Genomic DNA, 16,837 nt, shown 5'->3' with positions numbered 1-16,837 from the left:
TCTGGGCTACGCCTGCGGCAGGCGCGGCATCCAGTCGATCGGCGTGAGCCCTTGCTGCTCCAGCAGCTGATTGGCCTGCGAGAAGTGGCGGCAGCCGAGGAAACCGCGGTGGGCGGAAAGCGGCGATGGGTGTGGCGCTTTCAGCACGTGGTGGCGGTTGCGGTCGATAAAGTTGCCTTTCTTCTGCGCGTGCGAGCCCCACAGCAGGAACACCACGCCTTCGCGGTTCTCGTTCAGGGCGGCGATCACCTTATCGGTAAAGGTTTCCCAGCCCAGATTGGCGTGCGAGTGCGCGCGGCCGCCCTCTACCGTCAGCACGGTGTTGAGCAGCAGCACCCCCTGTTCGGCCCAGCTTTGCAGGTAGCCGTGATCCGGGCGTTCGAAACCGGGAATGTCGGTCGCCAGCTCTTTATACATGTTCACCAGCGACGGCGGCGCCGGCACGCCGGGGCGCACCGAGAAAGAGAGGCCATGCGCCTGATTGGGCCCGTGATACGGATCCTGGCCGAGGATGACGACCTTGACGTCCGCCAGCTCGGTAAAGCGGAACGCGTTGAACACGTCTTTCTGCGGTGGATAAATGGTCTTACCGGCCTGACGTTCAGCGGCAACAAAGGCGAGCGTTTCAACAAAATAGGGCTGCTCTTTCTCTTTGCCGATCACGTCATGCCAGGTGAGGGAGGTGGCCATAAACGCTCTCCTTTGTTTTCTTTAGCAATTCATGGGCTATAGCTTACCGTGTCGGCTCGCGCAGCGAAACCCGCTTTTCATTTCTCGCCTCCGCGCGCCATGCAATTATTTTTGAAAATTTACAAAAATAATTGGTTTTTGCCGCGGTGGGAAAATTGATATAAAACATAAATTTGCCCCTTCACGCCCTGCGCCTACCCGGTAAAAATTGACTTTAATCAAGGAACTGGCCCGGTCAGGCTGGTATACAGAACAACAAGACAACAATGGTTTTACCAAATGGCCGAAACCAGGATTGGGTTTTCTCACGACGTGAATTTTTACGCCCTTGTACGGAGGCAACATAATGATTACCGGTATTCAAATTACCAAAGCGAACGACCAGGCGCTGGTGAACTCTTTCTGGCTGCTGGACGATGAAAAAGCGGAAGCCCGCTGCGTGTGTGCCAAGGCCAACTACGCGGAAGATCAGGTTGTCGCGGTGAGCGATCTGGGCCAGATCGAATACCGTGAAGTGCCGCTGGAAATGCAGCCGACCGTGCGCGTGGAAGGCGGTCAGCACCTGAACGTCAACGTGCTGCGTCGCGAAACCCTGGAAGACGCGGTCAAGCACCCGGAAAAATACCCGCAGCTGACCATTCGCGTGTCCGGTTATGCGGTGCGCTTCAATTCCCTGACGCCGGAACAGCAGCGCGACGTTATCGCCCGCACCTTTACCGAAAGCCTGTAATTTGCGGCGCAGTCAATCAGGGAGCTTCGGCTCCCTTTCTTGCGTTTGACGGCCGAAAACGGAATGCGGATCACATTCTGTACAAAGATAAGCATTTCTAATACAGAACTCATCCGACCTGCCGATAGCTAAATCAGCACCTATTCAGGTGCTCAATAAAAAGTCTATCGACAAGGAGTCGGCATGAGTATGCCTTTAAGTTTTACCTCTGCAGTATCCCCGGTGGCCGCGATCCCTACACCTCGCGCCGTTGCCGAGACGGCGACGGCGGCGCAGTCTGCGGCAGCGCCGGCAAATCCGGCGCCGGTGGCCACTCCCTCTCAGAACTCGCTCAATGCGCAGGCCCTGTTGAATACGCTGGTCGGCGATATCTCCGCGGCGGCGCCGACGGCGGCGGCAGCGCCGGGCGTGACCCGTGGGCAGCAATCGCAGGAAGGTGATTATGCGTTGGCGCTGTTGGCCAAGGACGTTTATTCACTGAACGGTCAGGGCGCCGCTGGGTTCAACCGCTTGAGCGACAGCGCGTTGCTCGGGTTCGGCATCGATCCCGCCAGCCTGCACGACGCAGGCAGCGGTTTCCAGGCCGGGGTTTACAGCAACGACAAGCAGTATGTGTTGGCGTTTGCCGGCACCAACGACTGGCGCGACTGGCTGAGCAACGTGCGGCAAGCGACGGGCTATGATGATGTGCAGTACAATCAGGCGGTTGCCGCCGCCAAAAGCGCCAAGGCGGCCTTCGGCGATGCGCTTGTGATCGCCGGTCATTCGCTCGGCGGCGGTCTGGCGGCCACGGCGGCGCTGGCGACCGGCACCGTCGCGGTCACCTTCAATGCGGCCGGGGTGTCAGATTACACGCTGAATCGCCTGGGTATCGATCCGGCGGCGGCGAAGAAAGACGCCGAAGCCGGCGGCATCCGTCGTTACAGCGAACAATATGACATGCTGACCAGCACCCAGGAGTCGACTTCGCTGATCCCGGACGCCATTGGCCACAACATCACCCTGGCCAACAACGATACCCTGACCGGTATCGATGACTGGCGGCCGAGCAAGCATCTGGATCGCAGCCTGACGGCGCACGGCATCGACAAGGTGATAAGCTCGATGGCGGAACAAAAGCCGTGGGAGGCGAAGGCCAATGCCTGAAGGGCGTCGCTTGCGGCGGGCGCTGGCGATAGCCTTACTGGCGCTGGCCGCGGTGACCGGTTTACTGATGATGGCTAAGGAGCAACAGATGGGGCAGGAGATTTCACCGTTTGACGGCCGCGGCAACCTGGCGCTGGCTCAGGCGGTGGCGCGCGGCGATGCGCAGGGCATCCATGCGCAGGCTACGCAGGATCGCTTGCGCGAACGGGGCGATCGGCAGGTCACGCTGTTGCAGTGGGCGGTGCTTTCGCAGCAGCCGGCCAGCGTGCAGGCGTTGCTGGATCTCGGGGCCGACCCGTCGGTAGCGGGGCTGGACGGCAACAGCGCGCTGCACACCGCGGCGATACTGCAAGACGCGCAGTATCTGCGGTTACTGCTGGCTGAAGGGGCGCAGGTGAACGTGCGCAATGCCGTTACCGGCGCCACGCCGCTTGCGGCGGCGGTGCTGGCCGGGCGCGAGGAGCAACTGCGGTTGTTGCAGGCGGCCGGGGCGGACACCACCCTGAGCGATCGGATGGGGGATACCCCGCTGCATCTGGCGGCGAAGATCAACGCGCCGCATCTGGCGCTGTTGCTGTTGCAGGCCGGGGCCGATGCCCAGGCGCGCAATCAGCAGGGTTATGCGTTCCAGTTTTATTTCTCGCAAACGCCGGCGCATTTGCAGAATGACGAGCTGAAGGCGCAGTTCCGCGAGCTGGATAAATGGCTGCAGGGGCGCCGCCTGGCCACGCATTACGCACAGCAGTAAACGCCCATAAAAAAACCGCCTGTACAGGCGGTTTTTTCTTAGGCAGCGGTGGTTATTCTGCGTCGCCGGCCGGTTTGGCCTTCGCCTGACGGCGTTTGCCGACGTTTTTGGCGTCGCGATGGCGCACTTTCACCTTGGCCTTCTCTTTGTTCTTCGCTTTATCTTCCGCGCGTTTGGCCAGCACTTTCTTCGATGGCTTGCCGTTGCTCTTCTCGTTCGGCACCTTGGTTTTCGGCCGCAGTTCGTCGATCACGCGCGCTTTCAGCGGCTCGTTCAGATAACGTCCCACTTTGCCCAGCAACAGATGGTCGTGCGCTTCCACCAGCGAAATGGCGGTGCCTTTGCGCCCGGCGCGGCCGGTACGCCCGATGCGGTGCAGGTAGGTATCCGCAGTGCGCGGCATGTCGAAGTTGAACACGTGGGTGATATCGAGGATATCCAGGCCGCGCGCGGCAACGTCGGTGGCGACCAGCACGTTAACCCGGCCATCCATCATGCGTTTGACCGCTTCGTTGCGTTTGGCCTGCACCATCTCGCCTTCGAGATAGCAGGTGTTGATGCCCGCTTCGCGCAGCCAGGTGGCCAGCTCATGCACGCGCTCGCGCTTGCGCACGAAGATCACCGATTTCTGTACATCCGGCTGCTTCAGCAGGTGGATCAGCAGCGCGGTTTTGTGCTGCACGTCATCGGCGCGGTAGTACCACTGCAGGATCTTCTTGCGTTCGCGGCGCGACGGATCGGCCTCCACTTCCACCGGCTCTTTCAGGATGCGTTCGGCGAATTCGCGGATCGCTTCGCCTTCCAGCGTGGCGGAGAACAGCAGCGTCTGGTTGCGCCAGCGGGTTTCGGCGGAGATGGTTTCGATGTCCTGCGCGAAGCCCATGTCGAGCATGCGGTCGGCTTCGTCGAGGATCAGGGTTTCCACCGCGCGGCAGTCGAAATTCTCTTCTTTAATGTATTGCAGCAAGCGGCCGGTGGTGGCGACCACCACGTCCTGGTTTTCGCTGAACACTTCCGCGTGGTTCATATAAGCGACGCCGCCGGTGATGGTGGCGATATCCAGCGAGGTATGAGCAGCCAATTCACGCGCCTGGTCGGCGACCTGCATCGCCAGCTCGCGCGTTGGCGTCAGGATCAGCACGCGCGGCGGGCCGGATTTCTTGCGTGGAAAGTCCAGCAGGTGCTGCAACACGGGCAGCAGGAAGGCGGCGGTTTTGCCGGTGCCGGTCGGAGCCGAACCTAAGACGTCGCGCCCGTCCATCGCCGGCGGGATCGCAGCGGCCTGAATGGCGGTGGGGCGATCGTAGCCTTTGTCGCGCAGCGCGTCGATCAGGCGATCATCGAGTTCGAGTTCGGAAAAAGTGGTTGCTGTCATGGTCTACCTCTACTTGGGGCGCCGATTATAGACGGGTTGGCCGCGATCTTCACCTATTTAAGCGGAAAGCCGCTCTTTTCCCGCCGATCAGATTGCCTTATGCTACGCCAGTTTTATAGCCAGGTGGTGAGTGTGAGCAAGCGATCGAAAGCCGATTTTACCCCGCGCCGCGGGGGTTTTACCTTTAAACAATTCTTTGTCGCCCACGATCGTTGCGCCATGAAAGTGGGCACCGACGGGGTGTTGCTCGGCGCTTGGGCGCCGCTGGGGCAGGCGCGCCGGGTGCTGGACATCGGCAGCGGCAGCGGGCTGATCGCGCTGATGCTGGCGCAGCGCAGCGGCGACGAAGTGACCATCGACGCGGTGGAGCTGGATGAAGCCGCCGCCGGCCAGGCGCGCGAAAACGCGGCGGAATCGCCGTGGCCGCAGCGCATCCGCGTGCATGCGCAGGATATTCACCATTATGCGCAGCAGCATGCCGCTGAGTATGATCTGATCGTCAGCAACCCGCCGTATTTCGAGCCGGCGGTGGCCTGCCGCGACCAGGCGCGCCACAACGCGCGCTACACCGAAACCCTGACGCATGAGGCGCTGTTGGCCTGCGCGGCGCAGCTGCTGGCCGCGCAGGGGACGTTTTGCGTGGTGCTGCCGCACGACATCGGCGCCGAATTCGAACGCCTGGCGCAGCAAAGCGGCTGGCACACGGCGGCGAAAGTGAACGTCAGCGATCGCGCCGATACGCCGCGGCACCGGATGCTGCTGGCGCTGACCCGGCGGGAAACGCCGCTGCGGGAGCAGGCGCTGGCGATCAAACAGGCCGACGGCGGCTATACCGACGATTTCCGCCGGTTGATCGCCGACTTCTATCTGTTCTACTGAAAGGAAAAGGGCGCCGATAAGGCGCCCTGTCGCTTCGTTTAAGGCTGCAAAATGGTCGGCAGCGCTTCCGGCAGCAAATTCGGGTAGTCCAGCGTGTAGTGCAGGCCGCGGCTCTCTTTGCGCGCCATGGCGCTGCGCACGATAAGCTCGGCCACCTGCACCAGATTGCGCAGCTCCAGCAGGTTGTTGGAGATGCGGAAGTGCGCGTAGTACTCGTCGATTTCCGCCTGCAGCGTGTTGATGCGGCGCAGGGCGCGCTCCAGCCGCTTGGTGGTGCGCACGATGCCGACGTAATCCCACATGAACAGCCGCAGCTCGTGCCAGTTGTGCTGGATCACCACCCGTTCGTCCGCATCATCCACCCGGCTCTCATCCCAGTGCGGCACCTGTTTGGCCTGCTGGATGAACGGCAGGCGCTGCAGAATGTCTTCCGCCGCCGACCAACCGTAAACCAGGCACTCCAGCAGCGAATTCGACGCCATGCGGTTGGCGCCGTGCAGGCCGGTGTAGCTGACCTCGCCGATGGCGTACAGCCCGTCGAGATCGGTGCGGCCGTGTTGATCGACCATCACGCCGCCGCAGGTGTAGTGCGCCGCCGGAACGATGGGGATTGGTTGCCGGGTCAGATCGAAGCCCAGCGTCAGCAGCTTTTCGTGGATCATCGGGAAGTGCTGAGTGATGAATTCCGCCGGCTTGTGGCTGATGTCCAGGTACATGCAGTCGGCGCCCAGGCGCTTCATTTCATGGTCGATGGCGCGGGCGACGATATCGCGCGGGGCCAGTTCGCCACGCGGATCGAAATCCGGCATAAAGCGGCTGCCGTCCGGGCGCTTCAGGTAAGCCCCTTCGCCGCGCAGCGCTTCGGTCAGCAGAAAGTTGCGCGCCTGCGGATGGAACAGGCAGGTCGGGTGGAACTGGTTGAATTCCAGGTTGGCGACCCGGCAGCCGGCGCGCCAGGCCATGGCGATGCCGTCGCCGGAAGAGATGTCCGGGTTGGTGGTGTATTGGTACACCTTGGCCGCGCCGCCGGTGGCCAGCACCACCGTTTTGGCTCGGTAGGTTTCCACCCGTTCCAGCTCGCGGTTCCAGACGTAAGCGCCCACCACTCGGCGGGTGCCCGGCAGGCCGATTTTGTTCGAGGTGATAAGGTCAACCGCGTTGCGGCGTTCCATCACGCAAATATTGGGGTGAGCGCTTGCTTTCCCCACCAGCGTGGTCTCTACTTCCTTACCGGTAGCGTCCGCGGCGTGCAAGATGCGGCGATGGCTGTGGCCGCCTTCGCGCGTGAGGTGATAATGCGCCTCGCCCTGCGCGTTGACCTCGGTGTCGAACAGCACGCCCTGATCGATCAGCCACTGCACGCAGTGGCGCGCGTTGCCGGCGATGAACTCGACGGCCTCTTTGTCGCACAGGCCGGCGCCGGCAATCAAAGTGTCATCAACGTGTGAGGCAATGCTGTCCGTCTCATCGAACACCGCGGCGATCCCGCCCTGGGCGTAAAAGGTGGCGCCCTCGCTGAGCGGCCCCTTGCTGAGGACGGTAACCTTGCAATGCTGCGCCAGGCGCAGCGCCAGTGACAGGCCCGCAGCGCCGCTGCCGACGATCAGGACATCGCTAACATGTTCAGATGATGGTTGCATAACGTATGATGTGTGCAGAAGAAGAGTGAATTTCATGTTAGCCTAACTGTCCGGGCAAAAGCCACGGATAGGGTGACATCAACAGAAAAAACAATGGCGATATGGAACTTCGTGTTCTATATGAACTCCAAGCGAGTGCTTGCTCAGGAAAATAATGTATGGCTGGCAGTACAATTTTACGCGTGGAGACGGATTTGGGGAGAGTTTACCTCGGATGAGCGAGCAGTTAACGGATCAAGTTCTGGTCGAGCGGGTCCAAAAGGGCGACCAGAAGTCGTTTAACCTACTGGTAGTGCGCTATCAGCATAAGGTGGCGAGTCTCGTTTCCCGCTATGTGCCGCAGGGCGATGTGCCCGATGTGGTGCAGGAGTCGTTTATCAAGGCCTATCGCGCACTGGAATCGTTCCGTGGCGACAGCGCTTTTTATACCTGGTTGTATCGAATCGCCGTGAACACGGCAAAGAATTATCTGGTTGCTCAGGGGCGCCGTCCGCCATCCAGTGATGTGGACGCCAACGATGCGGAAAATTACGAAAGTGCGGGCGCACTGAAAGAAATTTCGAACCCTGAGAACTTAATGTTGTCAGAAGAGCTGAGACAGATAGTTTTCCGTACCATTGAGTCGCTCCCTGAGGATCTTCGCATGGCGATTACCCTGCGGGAGTTGGATGGTCTAAGCTACGAAGAGATAGCTGCCATCATGGATTGCCCGGTCGGAACCGTACGTTCGCGTATTTTCCGCGCCCGGGAAGCTATCGATAATAAAGTTCAACCGCTGATCCAGCGTTAGCAATGGCGGGCACAGGAAGGGTACTTAGGCATGCAGAAAGAAAAGCTTTCCGCTCTGATGGATGGTGAATCGTTCGACAGCGAGCTGTTGAGTTCTCTGTCGCAAGATCGAACGCTTCAACAAAGCTGGCAGAGCTATCACCTGATACGTGACACACTGCGAGGTGATGTCGGGCAAGTGATGCATCTCGACATCGCCGATCGCGTCGCCGCTGCACTTGAGAAAGAACCCGCCCGGCTGGTGCCTTCCGCCGTTCAGGAATCTCAGCCGCAGCCTCACACCTGGCAGAAAATGCCGTTCTGGGACAAAGTGCGTCCTTGGGCGAGCCAGATTACGCAAATCGGCATGGCGGCCTGCGTGTCGCTGGCGGTGATCGTCGGCGTGCAGCAGTACAACCAGCCTTCTGCGCCATCGAACGCGTCCGAATCGCCGGCCTTCACCACGCTGCCGATCATGGGCCAGGCCTCGCCGGTCAGCCTGGGCGTGCCTGCCGAAAGTTTCTCCACCGGCAGCGGCCAACAGCAGCAGGTGCAGGAACAGCGCAAGCGTATCAACGCCATGCTGCAGGACTATGAACTGCAACGTCGCCTGCATTCGGATCAGCTGCAGCTTGAGCAAGGCAACCCGCAACAGGCTGCCATTCAGGTTCCCGGAACTCAGTCTTTAGGAATGCAACAGCAGTAATGAAGCAAATCTGGTTCTCCGTTTGTTTATTGACGGGCAGCCTGCTCTATTCCAGCATCGCCCCGGCGCAGCCAACTGCGTCCGGGGCGTTATTGCAACAGATGAGCAGCGCCAGCCGTTCTCTCAATTACGAGCTCGCCTACATCAGCGTCAGCAAGCAGGGAATCGAGTCGTTGCGCTATCGCCATGCGGTGATCGGCAACGTGCCGCTCGGCCAGCTGCTGCATATGGACGGCCCACGCCGCGAAGTGTTGCAGCGCGGCGGCGGGATCAGCTACTTCGAACCCGGTCTGGAACCGTTCACGCTCACCGGCGATCACATCGTCGATGCGCTGCCGGCGATCGTCTATGCTGATTTCACTCGTCTGGCGAAGTATTACGACTTCATCTCCGTGGGCAGCACCCGCATCGCCGATCGGCCGTGTGAAGTGCTGCGCGTGGTGGCGCGCGACGGTTCCCGCTACAGCTACATCGTTTGGATGGACGAAGACACCAAGCTGCCGCTGCGGGTGGATCTGCTCGATCGCGACGGCGAAACGCTGGAGCAATATCGGGTGATCTCCTTCGCGGTCGGCGCCGACGTGCAGGGCGCGATGCAGGGGCTGCTCAAAGCCAATTTGCCGCCGCTGCTGTCGCTGCCGGCGGTGGAAAACGTCCAGCTCAGCTGGAGCACCGGCTGGCTGCCGGCCGGCGTGGATGAGGTGGCGCGCAATCGCCGCAAATTGCCGAACGTCGCCGTGCCGGTGGAGTCCCGGCTCTACAGCGACGGTCTGTTCAGCTTCTCGGTCAACGTCAGCCCGGCGGGCAGCGGCGCCGGGCAGCAGTACTACCGTCAGGGGCGCCGCACCATTCAGACCGAAGTGCGCGCGGGCAACGAAATCACGATTGTGGGCGAATTGCCGCCGGCGACGGCCAAGCGCATCGCCGACAGCATTTCTTTCAAGGTATCGCCGTAATGATGAAAGAGTGGGCCACGGTGGTTTCGTGGCAACAGGGCGTAGCGCTGCTGCGCTGTGAACCCAAGGCCGGCTGCGGCAGCTGCACCGCGCGCTCCGGCTGTGGCGCGCGTGCGCTGAACGAGCTGGTGCCGGAAACCGAGCATCAGCTGCAGGTACATATCGATCAGCCGCTCGAACCGGGGCAGCGCGTCGAGGTCGGCATCGCGGAAGGCAGCCTGCTGCGCTCCGCCATGCTGGTTTACCTGACGCCGCTGCTGGGCATGATGTTGGGCGGCACGTTGCTGCAATATTGTTTCGGCAGCGACGCCTCGGCGGCAGTCGGCGCCGTATTGGGCGGTGGTGCGGCCTTTATGCTGGCTCGCCGCTTGGCTCGACGTCTGGGTGAGCAGGCCGATTATCAGCCGGTGGTGCTGCAGATTGGGTTGCCGCCTACCGCGATGCGCATGCAGGCGGAAAACTCCCCGCTGATTTAAACCGATGGCCGCGTCATCGCCGGGTTGTGATAGGCGGGGATGCGGTTGTGGATCATATGCTCCAACAGCGCGATGAACAGATCGGCGCTGAGCAGCGAATCGTAGTTAATCGCGAACAGCACATTTCCCTGGCCATCGAATAAGCGGATGCCGCGCTGCGGATGATTTTCCAACGTGCGGATCTGTTCGATAGGCACGTTTCCCCGTTCCGTCGTCAGCAGGGTGGCGCTCAGCCGCAGCGTTTCGGCCGGCGTGCCTTGCCGCTTGCCGAGCAGCAACTGCCACAGCCAGCGCGCGTCGCCCTCTATGGTGTGAAACGACACCGTCCCCCCCTGATAGAGCGCATTTAGCGCCAGCGGACCGCGCTGCTGCAGCTGTTGGTCGACGATTACGTCCGCCAATCGCCACGAGTGGGCGACGTTGCTGAAAACCGTGCACCAGGGCTGATCCGCACCGGCGCGGAACGCCGTAACGTCAAACAGCCCGCCGAAAGCCTGGCCGCCGCGAAAGCGATAGATGTCGCTGATCTTCTCAAACGGGATGAAACGCTCTTTGTGATGGTGGCTGTCAAAGACCCGCACGCCGTGCTCGTACAGACGATAAGTCAGCGCCGGACGCAGATAATGCCGCAGCGCCAGCAGCGTACAGCCGAGTAAAATCGTGCCCGCGCCGGCCTGCAACAGCGTGATGACCTGGCTCTCGTCAATGCTGCTCAGCAGCGGCAGCACCAACAGCGCCGCCCCCACACTAAACAGCAGCGCCGCCGCCGCCAGTATGCCCCAGTTGACCTTTGAAAAATCGTGCCGGCTCAGCATTTGCCCTTTATCGATCATAATGCACCTTCCAATCAACGTACGCAGATATGCTGGTGAACCCCGGTGGGCTGCCGATGTAGTGCCCTGAATAATGTTTTGTCGCGGAGCTCATGCCCTTTCTATCCGAGGGACGGTGGTGGCGTATATGGGGTTTTTCCTAAAGGAAGTGGGGCAAAATGGAATTCTAAGAGGTTGATCCAAATATTCTTTTTTTATAATTTCGGAGAGGGTTTATTGCGCTGTGGCCGGTTATGTATTAGTGCCGGAGTTTGACGGCCACGAAGCACCGGCAAGCCTTGGGTTCAGGCCGCATCGTCCGCGTTAACATCTGTTTTCACCCGCCGGGGCGCCCTGTAACATTTAGCGGCGCATAATAGAATGCCTTCACTGCACCGATCGCTAGGTTTTCAGTGGTGTGGCATGTAGAATGCAGCGATTCAGGTGCAAGACGGCCTCACCCATTCACTGTCGCTTTAGGTCCATGCGGGTTTCTATAGGCGAGTAATTCAGAAATACCAAGGCAGAAAAACTTTTATAATGAAGCATATACGAAATTTCTCCATTATTGCCCATATTGACCACGGTAAGTCGACACTGTCTGACCGCATTATCCAAATCTGCGGTGGCTTGACCGACCGTGAAATGGCTGCGCAGGTGCTCGATTCCATGGATCTGGAGCGTGAGCGCGGCATCACCATCAAGGCGCAGAGCGTGACGCTGGATTATAAAGCGCAGGATGGGCAGACCTATCAGCTTAACTTTATCGACACTCCCGGCCACGTTGACTTCTCCTATGAAGTTTCCCGTTCGCTGGCGGCCTGCGAAGGCGCGCTGCTGGTGGTGGACGCCGGCCAGGGCGTAGAAGCCCAGACGCTGGCCAACTGCTACACCGCGATCGAAATGGATCTGGAAGTGGTGCCGGTGTTGAACAAAATCGACCTGCCGGCCGCCGATCCGGATCGCGCCGCGCAGGAAATCGAAGACATCGTCGGCATCGACGCCACCGATGCCGTGCGCTGCTCGGCCAAAACCGGCGTCGGCGTGCCCGACGTGCTGGAGCGCCTGGTGCGCGACATCCCGCCGCCGCAGGGCGATCCGGATGCGCCGCTGCAGGCGTTGATCATCGACTCCTGGTTCGATAACTACCTGGGCGTCGTGTCTCTGGTGCGCGTTAAGAACGGCACCCTGCGCAAGGGCGACAAGATCAAGGTCATGAGCACCGGTCAGGTGTATAACGCCGATCGTTTGGGCATCTTCACGCCGAAGCAGGTCGATCGCGACGTGCTGAACTGCGGCGAAGTGGGTTGGCTGGTCTGCGCGATCAAAGACATCCTCGGCGCGCCGGTGGGCGATACCCTGACGCAGGCGCGTCAGCCGGCGGATAAAGCGCTGCCGGGCTTCAAGAAAGTGAAGCCGCAGGTGTACGCCGGTCTGTTCCCAATCAGCTCCGACGACTATGAATCTTTCCGTGATGCGTTGGGCAAGTTGAGCCTTAACGACGCTTCCCTGTTCTACGAGCCGGAAAGCTCCACCGCGTTGGGCTTCGGCTTCCGCTGCGGCTTCCTCGGTCTGCTGCACATGGAGATCATTCAGGAGCGTCTGGAGCGTGAATACGATCTGGATCTGATCACCACCGCGCCGACGGTAGTCTACGAAGTGGAAACCACCGGCAAAGAAGTGATCTACGTCGACAGCCCGTCCAAGCTGCCGCCGCTGAACAACATCCAGGAACTGCGCGAGCCGATCGCCGAATGTCACATGCTGATGCCGCAGGAATACCTGGGCAACGTCATCACCCTGTGCGTTGAGAAGCGCGGCGTGCAGACCAACATGGTTTACCACGGCAACCAGGTGGCGTTGACTTATGAAATCCCGATGGCGGAAGTGGTGCTCGACTTCTTCGACCGCCTGAAGTCCACGTCGCGCGGTTATGCGTCGCTGGATTACAACTTCAAGCGCTTCCAGGCCTCCGACATGGTGCGCGTGGACGTGCTGATCAACAACGAGCGCGTGGATGCGCTGGCGCTGATCACCCACCGCGACAACTCGCAGTATCGCGGCCGTGAACTGGTGGAGAAGATGAAAGATCTGATCCCGCGTCAGCAGTTCGACATCGCGATTCAGGCGGCGATCGGCACGCACATCATCGCGCGCTCCACCGTGAAGCAGCTGCGTAAAAACGTGCTGGCGAAATGCTACGGCGGTGACGTCAGCCGTAAGAAAAAGCTGCTGCAGAAACAGAAAGACGGTAAGAAACGCATGAAGCAGGTCGGCAACGTCGAGCTGCCGCAGGAAGCGTTCCTGGCCATTCTGCACGTCGGTAAAGACGGCAAGTAACCGCGACGAGTTCGCGAAACGAGGGAGTTTGCATGGCGAATATGTTTGCCCTGGTCCTGGCGTTGGCCACTCTGGTCACCGGGATCATCTGGTGCTTCGAGCGCTTTAAATGGGCGCCGGCCCGCCGCGCGAAGATCGCGGCGGTCAACGAACAGACCGCGGGCGCCGTCGACGATAAAACGCTGGCGAAAGTGGCGAAGCAGCCTGGCTGGGTAGAGACTGGCGCATCGGTGTTCCCGGTGCTGCTGCTGGTCTTTGTGGTGCGTTCGTTTATTTACGAACCGTTCCAGATCCCGTCCGGATCAATGATGCCGACGCTGTTGATTGGCGATTTCATTCTGGTGGAGAAATATGCCTACGGCATTAAAGATCCGATTACCCAGACGACGCTCATTGAAACCGGCCATCCGAAGCGTGGCGATATTGCGGTATTTAAATATCCGCTGGATCCGAAGCTGGATTATATCAAGCGCGTGATTGGCCTGCCGGGCGACCGTATTACTTACGATCCGGTGAATAAGCGCGTTACGGTGCAGCCGTCCTGCAACAGCGGGCAGTCCTGCGATACCGCGCTGGCCGTGACCTACGCCGATGCGCAGCCGAGCGACTTCGTGCAGCTGTTCAGCCGCAGCGGCATGGGCGAGGCCAGCAACGGCTTCTATCAGATCCCGCTGAACGATAACGTGCCGTCGGGCGGCATTCGCATGCGTGAGCGCCAGGAAAGCCTCGGCAACGTTACGCATCGCATCCTGACCGTGCCGGACGCGCAGGATCGGGTGGGCGCTTACTATCAACAGCCGGGCAAACCGTTGGCGGAGTGGGTGGTGCCGGCCGGGCATTACTTCATGATGGGCGACAACCGTGACAACAGCGCGGACAGCCGTTACTGGGGCTTTGTGCCGGAGAAGAATCTGGTGGGCAAAGCCACGGCCATCTGGATGAGCTTTGAAAAACAGGAAGGCGAGTGGCCTACCGGCGTGCGTTTCAGCCGGATCGGCGGCATTCATTAATCGCTGATTTATTCCCTGTCAATTTCACGCCGCAGCCTACTGCGGCGTGAAAGATTAAGGGGATATAAACACAGCATTATGTTTCCACTCGTTGTAGAATACTTTCTCGAGCGATAAAAGTTGGCTCCTGCTGGGAGCCACTGCAAACGAAACAGCTTTGGATCGGCTTTCGGCGAAGCAGGCCTGTTCCGTGTGCTGCAAGTTTTTGACGCATTCTTGATCTATTGGTAACTCATGAACCCCATCGTAATAAACAGGCTGCAGCGGAAGCTGGGCTACACTTTTCAACAGCAGGAGCTTTTACTGCAGGCTTTGACTCACCGCAGCGCCAGCAGTAAACACAATGAACGTCTTGAGTTTCTGGGTGACTCGATTCTGAGCTTTGTCATCGCCAATGCGCTCTATCACCGTTTTCCTCGCGTAGACGAGGGCGACATGAGCCGCATGCGCGCCACGCTGGTGCGCGGCAACACGCTGGCGGAGATGGCGCGCGAGTTTGACCTGGGCGAATGTCTGCGGCTTGGGCCGGGCGAATTGAAAAGTGGTGGGTTCCGCCGCGAGTCAATCCTGGCGGATACGGTGGAGGCATTGATCGGCGGCGTGTTCCTGGACAGCGACATCCAGACCGTCGAGCGCCTGATTTTGGACTGGTATCGCAGCCGGTTGGACGAAATCAGCCCCGGCGATAAGCAGAAAGACCCGAAAACCCGTTTGCAGGAATTTTTGCAGGGGCGTCATCTGCCGTTGCCTTCTTATTTGGTGGTGCAGGTTCGCGGAGAAGCGCACGACCAGGAGTTTACCATCCACTGCCAGGTGAGTGGTTTGAGCGAGCCCGTGGTGGGCACCGGCTCGAGCCGCCGTAAAGCCGAGCAGGCGGCAGCGGAACAAGCGCTGAAAAAGCTGGAGCTTGAATGAGCGAAGTAAAACAACACTGCGGGTTTATCGCCATCGTCGGCCGCCCGAACGTGGGCAAATCGACGTTGCTGAACCAACTGCTGGGGCAGAAGGTTTCCATTACGTCGCGTAAGCCGCAGACGACCCGTCACCGCATCATGGGCATCGACACCGATGGCGCCTATCAGGCGATCTACGTCGATACCCCAGGGCTGCACATCGAAGAAAAACGCGCCATCAACCGTTTGATGAACCGCGCGGCCAGCAGCTCAATCGGCGACGTTGAGCTGGTGATCTTCGTGGTCGAAGGCACCAACTGGACCGCCGACGACGAAATGGTGGTCAACAAGCTGCGCAGCCTGCGTTGCCCGGTATTGCTGGCGATCAACAAGGTCGATAACGTTACCGACAAATCCAAGCTGTTGCCGCACATCGCGTTCCTCAGCCAGCAGATGAATTTCCTCGACGTGGTGCCTATCTCCGCCGAGAAAGGGATGAACGTCGACACCATCGCCGGCATCGTGCGCAAGCTGCTGCCGGAAGCGGAACACCACTTCCCGGAAGATTACATCACCGATCGTTCCCAGCGCTTTATGGCGTCTGAGATCATCCGCGAGAAGTTGATGCGTTTCCTGGGCGAAGAGCTGCCGTACTCAGTGACGGTAGAAATCGAACAGTTCGTGGCCAACGATCGCGGCGGCTACGATGTGCACGGCCTGATCCTGGTTGAGCGCGAAGGCCAGAAGAAAATGGTCATCGGCAACAAGGGCGCCAAGATCAAAACCATCGGCATCGAAGCGCGCCAGGACATGGAACAGATGTTCGACGCTAAAGTGCATCTGGAGCTGTGGGTGAAAGTGAAATCCGGTTGGGCGGACGACGAACGTGCGCTGCGCAGCCTGGGCTATGTTGACGATCTGAAGTAACGATCCGTGGACGGCTGGGAGCGCGCTTTCGTCCTGCATGGGCGGCCGTACAGTGAAACCAGTCTGATGCTGGATCTGTTTACCGAAGGTCATGGGCGGGTGCGCTTGCTGGCAAAAGGCGCGCGCAGCCGCCGCTCCAATCTGAAGGGCTGCCTGCAGCCCTTTACCCCCCTGTTAGTGCGCTGGGGCGGCCGCGGCGAAGTGAAAACGCTGCGCAACGCCGAAGCGGTCTCTCTCGGTTTACCCCTCAGCGGCATGATGCTTTACAGCGGCCTGTACGTGAACGAACTGCTGGCGCGCGTGCTGGAGCAGGAAACCAACTACTCGGTGCTGTTCTTCGACTACCTGCAATGCCTGCAGGCGCTGGCGGCGGAAGACAGCTCGCCGGAACAGGCGTTGCGCCAGTTCGAGCTGGCCTTGTTGCATCATCTCGGCTACGGCCTCGATTTTCTGCACTGTGCCGGCAGCGGCCTGCCGGTGGATGACGCCATGACCTACCGCTACCGCGAAGAGAAAGGCTTTATCGCCAGCCTGGTGGTGGATCATTACAGCTTCACCGGGCGCGAACTGCGCGCGCTGGCGGAGCGGCAGTTTCCCGATGCCGAGACGCTGCGCGCCGCCAAGCGCTTCACCCGCATGGCGCTGAAGCCCTACCTCGGCGGCAAGCCGTTGAAGAGCCGCGAACTGTTCCGCCAATTCGTGCGCAAACAGCCGAATACGCCGGTTGACGACGCCTGACCT

The 16,837-nt window shown here is 60.2% G+C and carries 17 protein-coding genes; 13 read left to right on the top strand and 4 right to left on the bottom strand.

Features of this window, described 5'->3' with window-relative positions:
* Positions 1-6: 6 nt before the first annotated feature.
* Positions 7-690 carry a uracil-DNA glycosylase gene (gene ung / locus ACP39K_RS21020; RefSeq protein ID WP_004929112.1) on the bottom strand — a complete coding sequence of 228 codons (684 nt, stop codon included), beginning with the start codon at positions 688-690 and terminating at the stop codon, positions 7-9.
* Positions 691-1,036: 346 nt separating this feature from the next.
* Here ung and grcA point away from each other — a divergent pair, with 346 nt between their 5' ends.
* The 3 genes from grcA to ACP39K_RS21005 all read left to right on the top strand — a co-directional run bounded on the left by grcA (position 1,037) and on the right by ACP39K_RS21005 (position 3,314).
* Complete coding sequence (grcA, locus tag ACP39K_RS21015; protein WP_004929114.1) at positions 1,037-1,420, top strand: autonomous glycyl radical cofactor GrcA; 384 nt, start codon at positions 1,037-1,039, stop codon at positions 1,418-1,420.
* A gap of 183 nt (positions 1,421-1,603) precedes the next feature.
* The gene (locus tag ACP39K_RS21010) at positions 1,604-2,566 is read left to right on the top strand and encodes a Tle-like phospholipase domain-containing protein (protein ID WP_033639595.1); all 963 of its coding nucleotides are present in this window, start codon (positions 1,604-1,606) and stop codon (positions 2,564-2,566) included.
* Entirely contained in the window at positions 2,559-3,314 is a 756-nt protein-coding gene (locus ACP39K_RS21005; RefSeq protein WP_497008813.1) for an ankyrin repeat domain-containing protein, read from the top strand. Before ACP39K_RS21010 ends, ACP39K_RS21005 begins: the two co-directional genes overlap by 8 nt.
* Positions 3,315-3,366: 52 nt before the next feature.
* On the opposite strand, the gene srmB is transcribed toward ACP39K_RS21005, so the two are convergent.
* Complete coding sequence (srmB, locus tag ACP39K_RS21000) at positions 3,367-4,689, bottom strand: ATP-dependent RNA helicase SrmB (RefSeq protein WP_016929798.1); 1,323 nt, start codon at positions 4,687-4,689, stop codon at positions 3,367-3,369.
* Positions 4,690-4,788: 99 nt separating this feature from the next.
* On the opposite strand from srmB, the gene trmN reads away from it, so the two are divergent.
* Positions 4,789-5,568 (top strand): tRNA(1)(Val) (adenine(37)-N(6))-methyltransferase TrmN, encoded by a 780-nt coding sequence (gene trmN / locus ACP39K_RS20995; RefSeq protein WP_033639597.1) that lies wholly within the window; start codon positions 4,789-4,791, stop codon positions 5,566-5,568.
* A gap of 38 nt (positions 5,569-5,606) precedes the next feature.
* Here the strand turns inward: trmN and nadB are convergent, their stop codons facing one another.
* Positions 5,607-7,208 carry an L-aspartate oxidase gene (gene nadB, locus ACP39K_RS20990; RefSeq protein WP_181817248.1) on the bottom strand — a complete coding sequence of 534 codons (1,602 nt, stop codon included), beginning with the start codon at positions 7,206-7,208 and terminating at the stop codon, positions 5,607-5,609.
* Positions 7,209-7,422: 214 nt separating this feature from the next.
* Between nadB and rpoE the strand changes: the two genes are divergently transcribed.
* From rpoE to rseC, 4 genes are read left to right on the top strand one after another with little or no spacing between them, the layout of a single operon-like run.
* Positions 7,423-7,998, top strand: coding sequence for an RNA polymerase sigma factor RpoE (rpoE, locus tag ACP39K_RS20985; RefSeq protein ID WP_004929136.1), 576 nt, complete (start codon positions 7,423-7,425; stop codon positions 7,996-7,998).
* A 30-nt stretch (positions 7,999-8,028) separates the two neighbouring features.
* A complete protein-coding gene (gene rseA / locus ACP39K_RS20980) occupies positions 8,029-8,682 on the top strand; it encodes an anti-sigma-E factor RseA (RefSeq protein ID WP_497008812.1) in 654 nt (217 codons plus the stop codon).
* The gene (rseB, locus tag ACP39K_RS20975; RefSeq protein WP_016929794.1) at positions 8,682-9,638 is read left to right on the top strand and encodes a sigma-E factor regulatory protein RseB; all 957 of its coding nucleotides are present in this window, start codon (positions 8,682-8,684) and stop codon (positions 9,636-9,638) included. Before rseA ends, rseB begins: the two co-directional genes overlap by 1 nt.
* Positions 9,638-10,114: a SoxR-reducing system protein RseC gene (gene rseC / locus ACP39K_RS20970; protein ID WP_004929144.1), complete on the top strand. Its 477-nt coding sequence runs from the start codon at positions 9,638-9,640 to the stop codon at positions 10,112-10,114. The genes rseB and rseC overlap by 1 nt, the downstream gene beginning before the upstream one ends.
* On the opposite strand, the gene ACP39K_RS20965 is transcribed toward rseC, so the two are convergent.
* Positions 10,111-10,947 (bottom strand): hypothetical protein, encoded by an 837-nt coding sequence (locus ACP39K_RS20965; protein WP_016929793.1) that lies wholly within the window; start codon positions 10,945-10,947, stop codon positions 10,111-10,113. The genes rseC and ACP39K_RS20965 overlap by 4 nt on opposite strands.
* 519 nt (positions 10,948-11,466) lie before the next feature.
* Here ACP39K_RS20965 and lepA point away from each other — a divergent pair.
* From lepA to recO, 5 genes are all read left to right on the top strand, one after another.
* On the top strand, positions 11,467-13,266 hold the full coding sequence (gene lepA, locus ACP39K_RS20960; RefSeq protein WP_004929150.1) for a translation elongation factor 4: 1,800 nt from the start codon (positions 11,467-11,469) through the stop codon (positions 13,264-13,266).
* A gap of 32 nt (positions 13,267-13,298) precedes the next feature.
* Positions 13,299-14,276: a signal peptidase I gene (lepB, locus tag ACP39K_RS20955; RefSeq protein WP_016929791.1), complete on the top strand. Its 978-nt coding sequence runs from the start codon at positions 13,299-13,301 to the stop codon at positions 14,274-14,276.
* 234 nt (positions 14,277-14,510) lie between these two features.
* The gene (gene rnc, locus ACP39K_RS20950; RefSeq protein WP_004929158.1) at positions 14,511-15,191 is read left to right on the top strand and encodes a ribonuclease III; all 681 of its coding nucleotides are present in this window, start codon (positions 14,511-14,513) and stop codon (positions 15,189-15,191) included.
* A complete protein-coding gene (era, locus tag ACP39K_RS20945; protein ID WP_004929162.1) occupies positions 15,188-16,096 on the top strand; it encodes a GTPase Era in 909 nt (302 codons plus the stop codon). Before rnc ends, era begins: the two co-directional genes overlap by 4 nt.
* Before the next feature lie 6 nt (positions 16,097-16,102).
* On the top strand, positions 16,103-16,834 hold the full coding sequence (recO, locus tag ACP39K_RS20940; RefSeq protein ID WP_004929165.1) for a DNA repair protein RecO: 732 nt from the start codon (positions 16,103-16,105) through the stop codon (positions 16,832-16,834).
* Positions 16,835-16,837 lie beyond the last annotated feature (3 nt).

Source organism: Serratia sp. EC4, assembly GCF_059652115.1.
The sequence above is the reverse complement of the archived record's forward strand: the minus strand, read 5'-3'. Positions and strand labels throughout refer to the sequence as shown.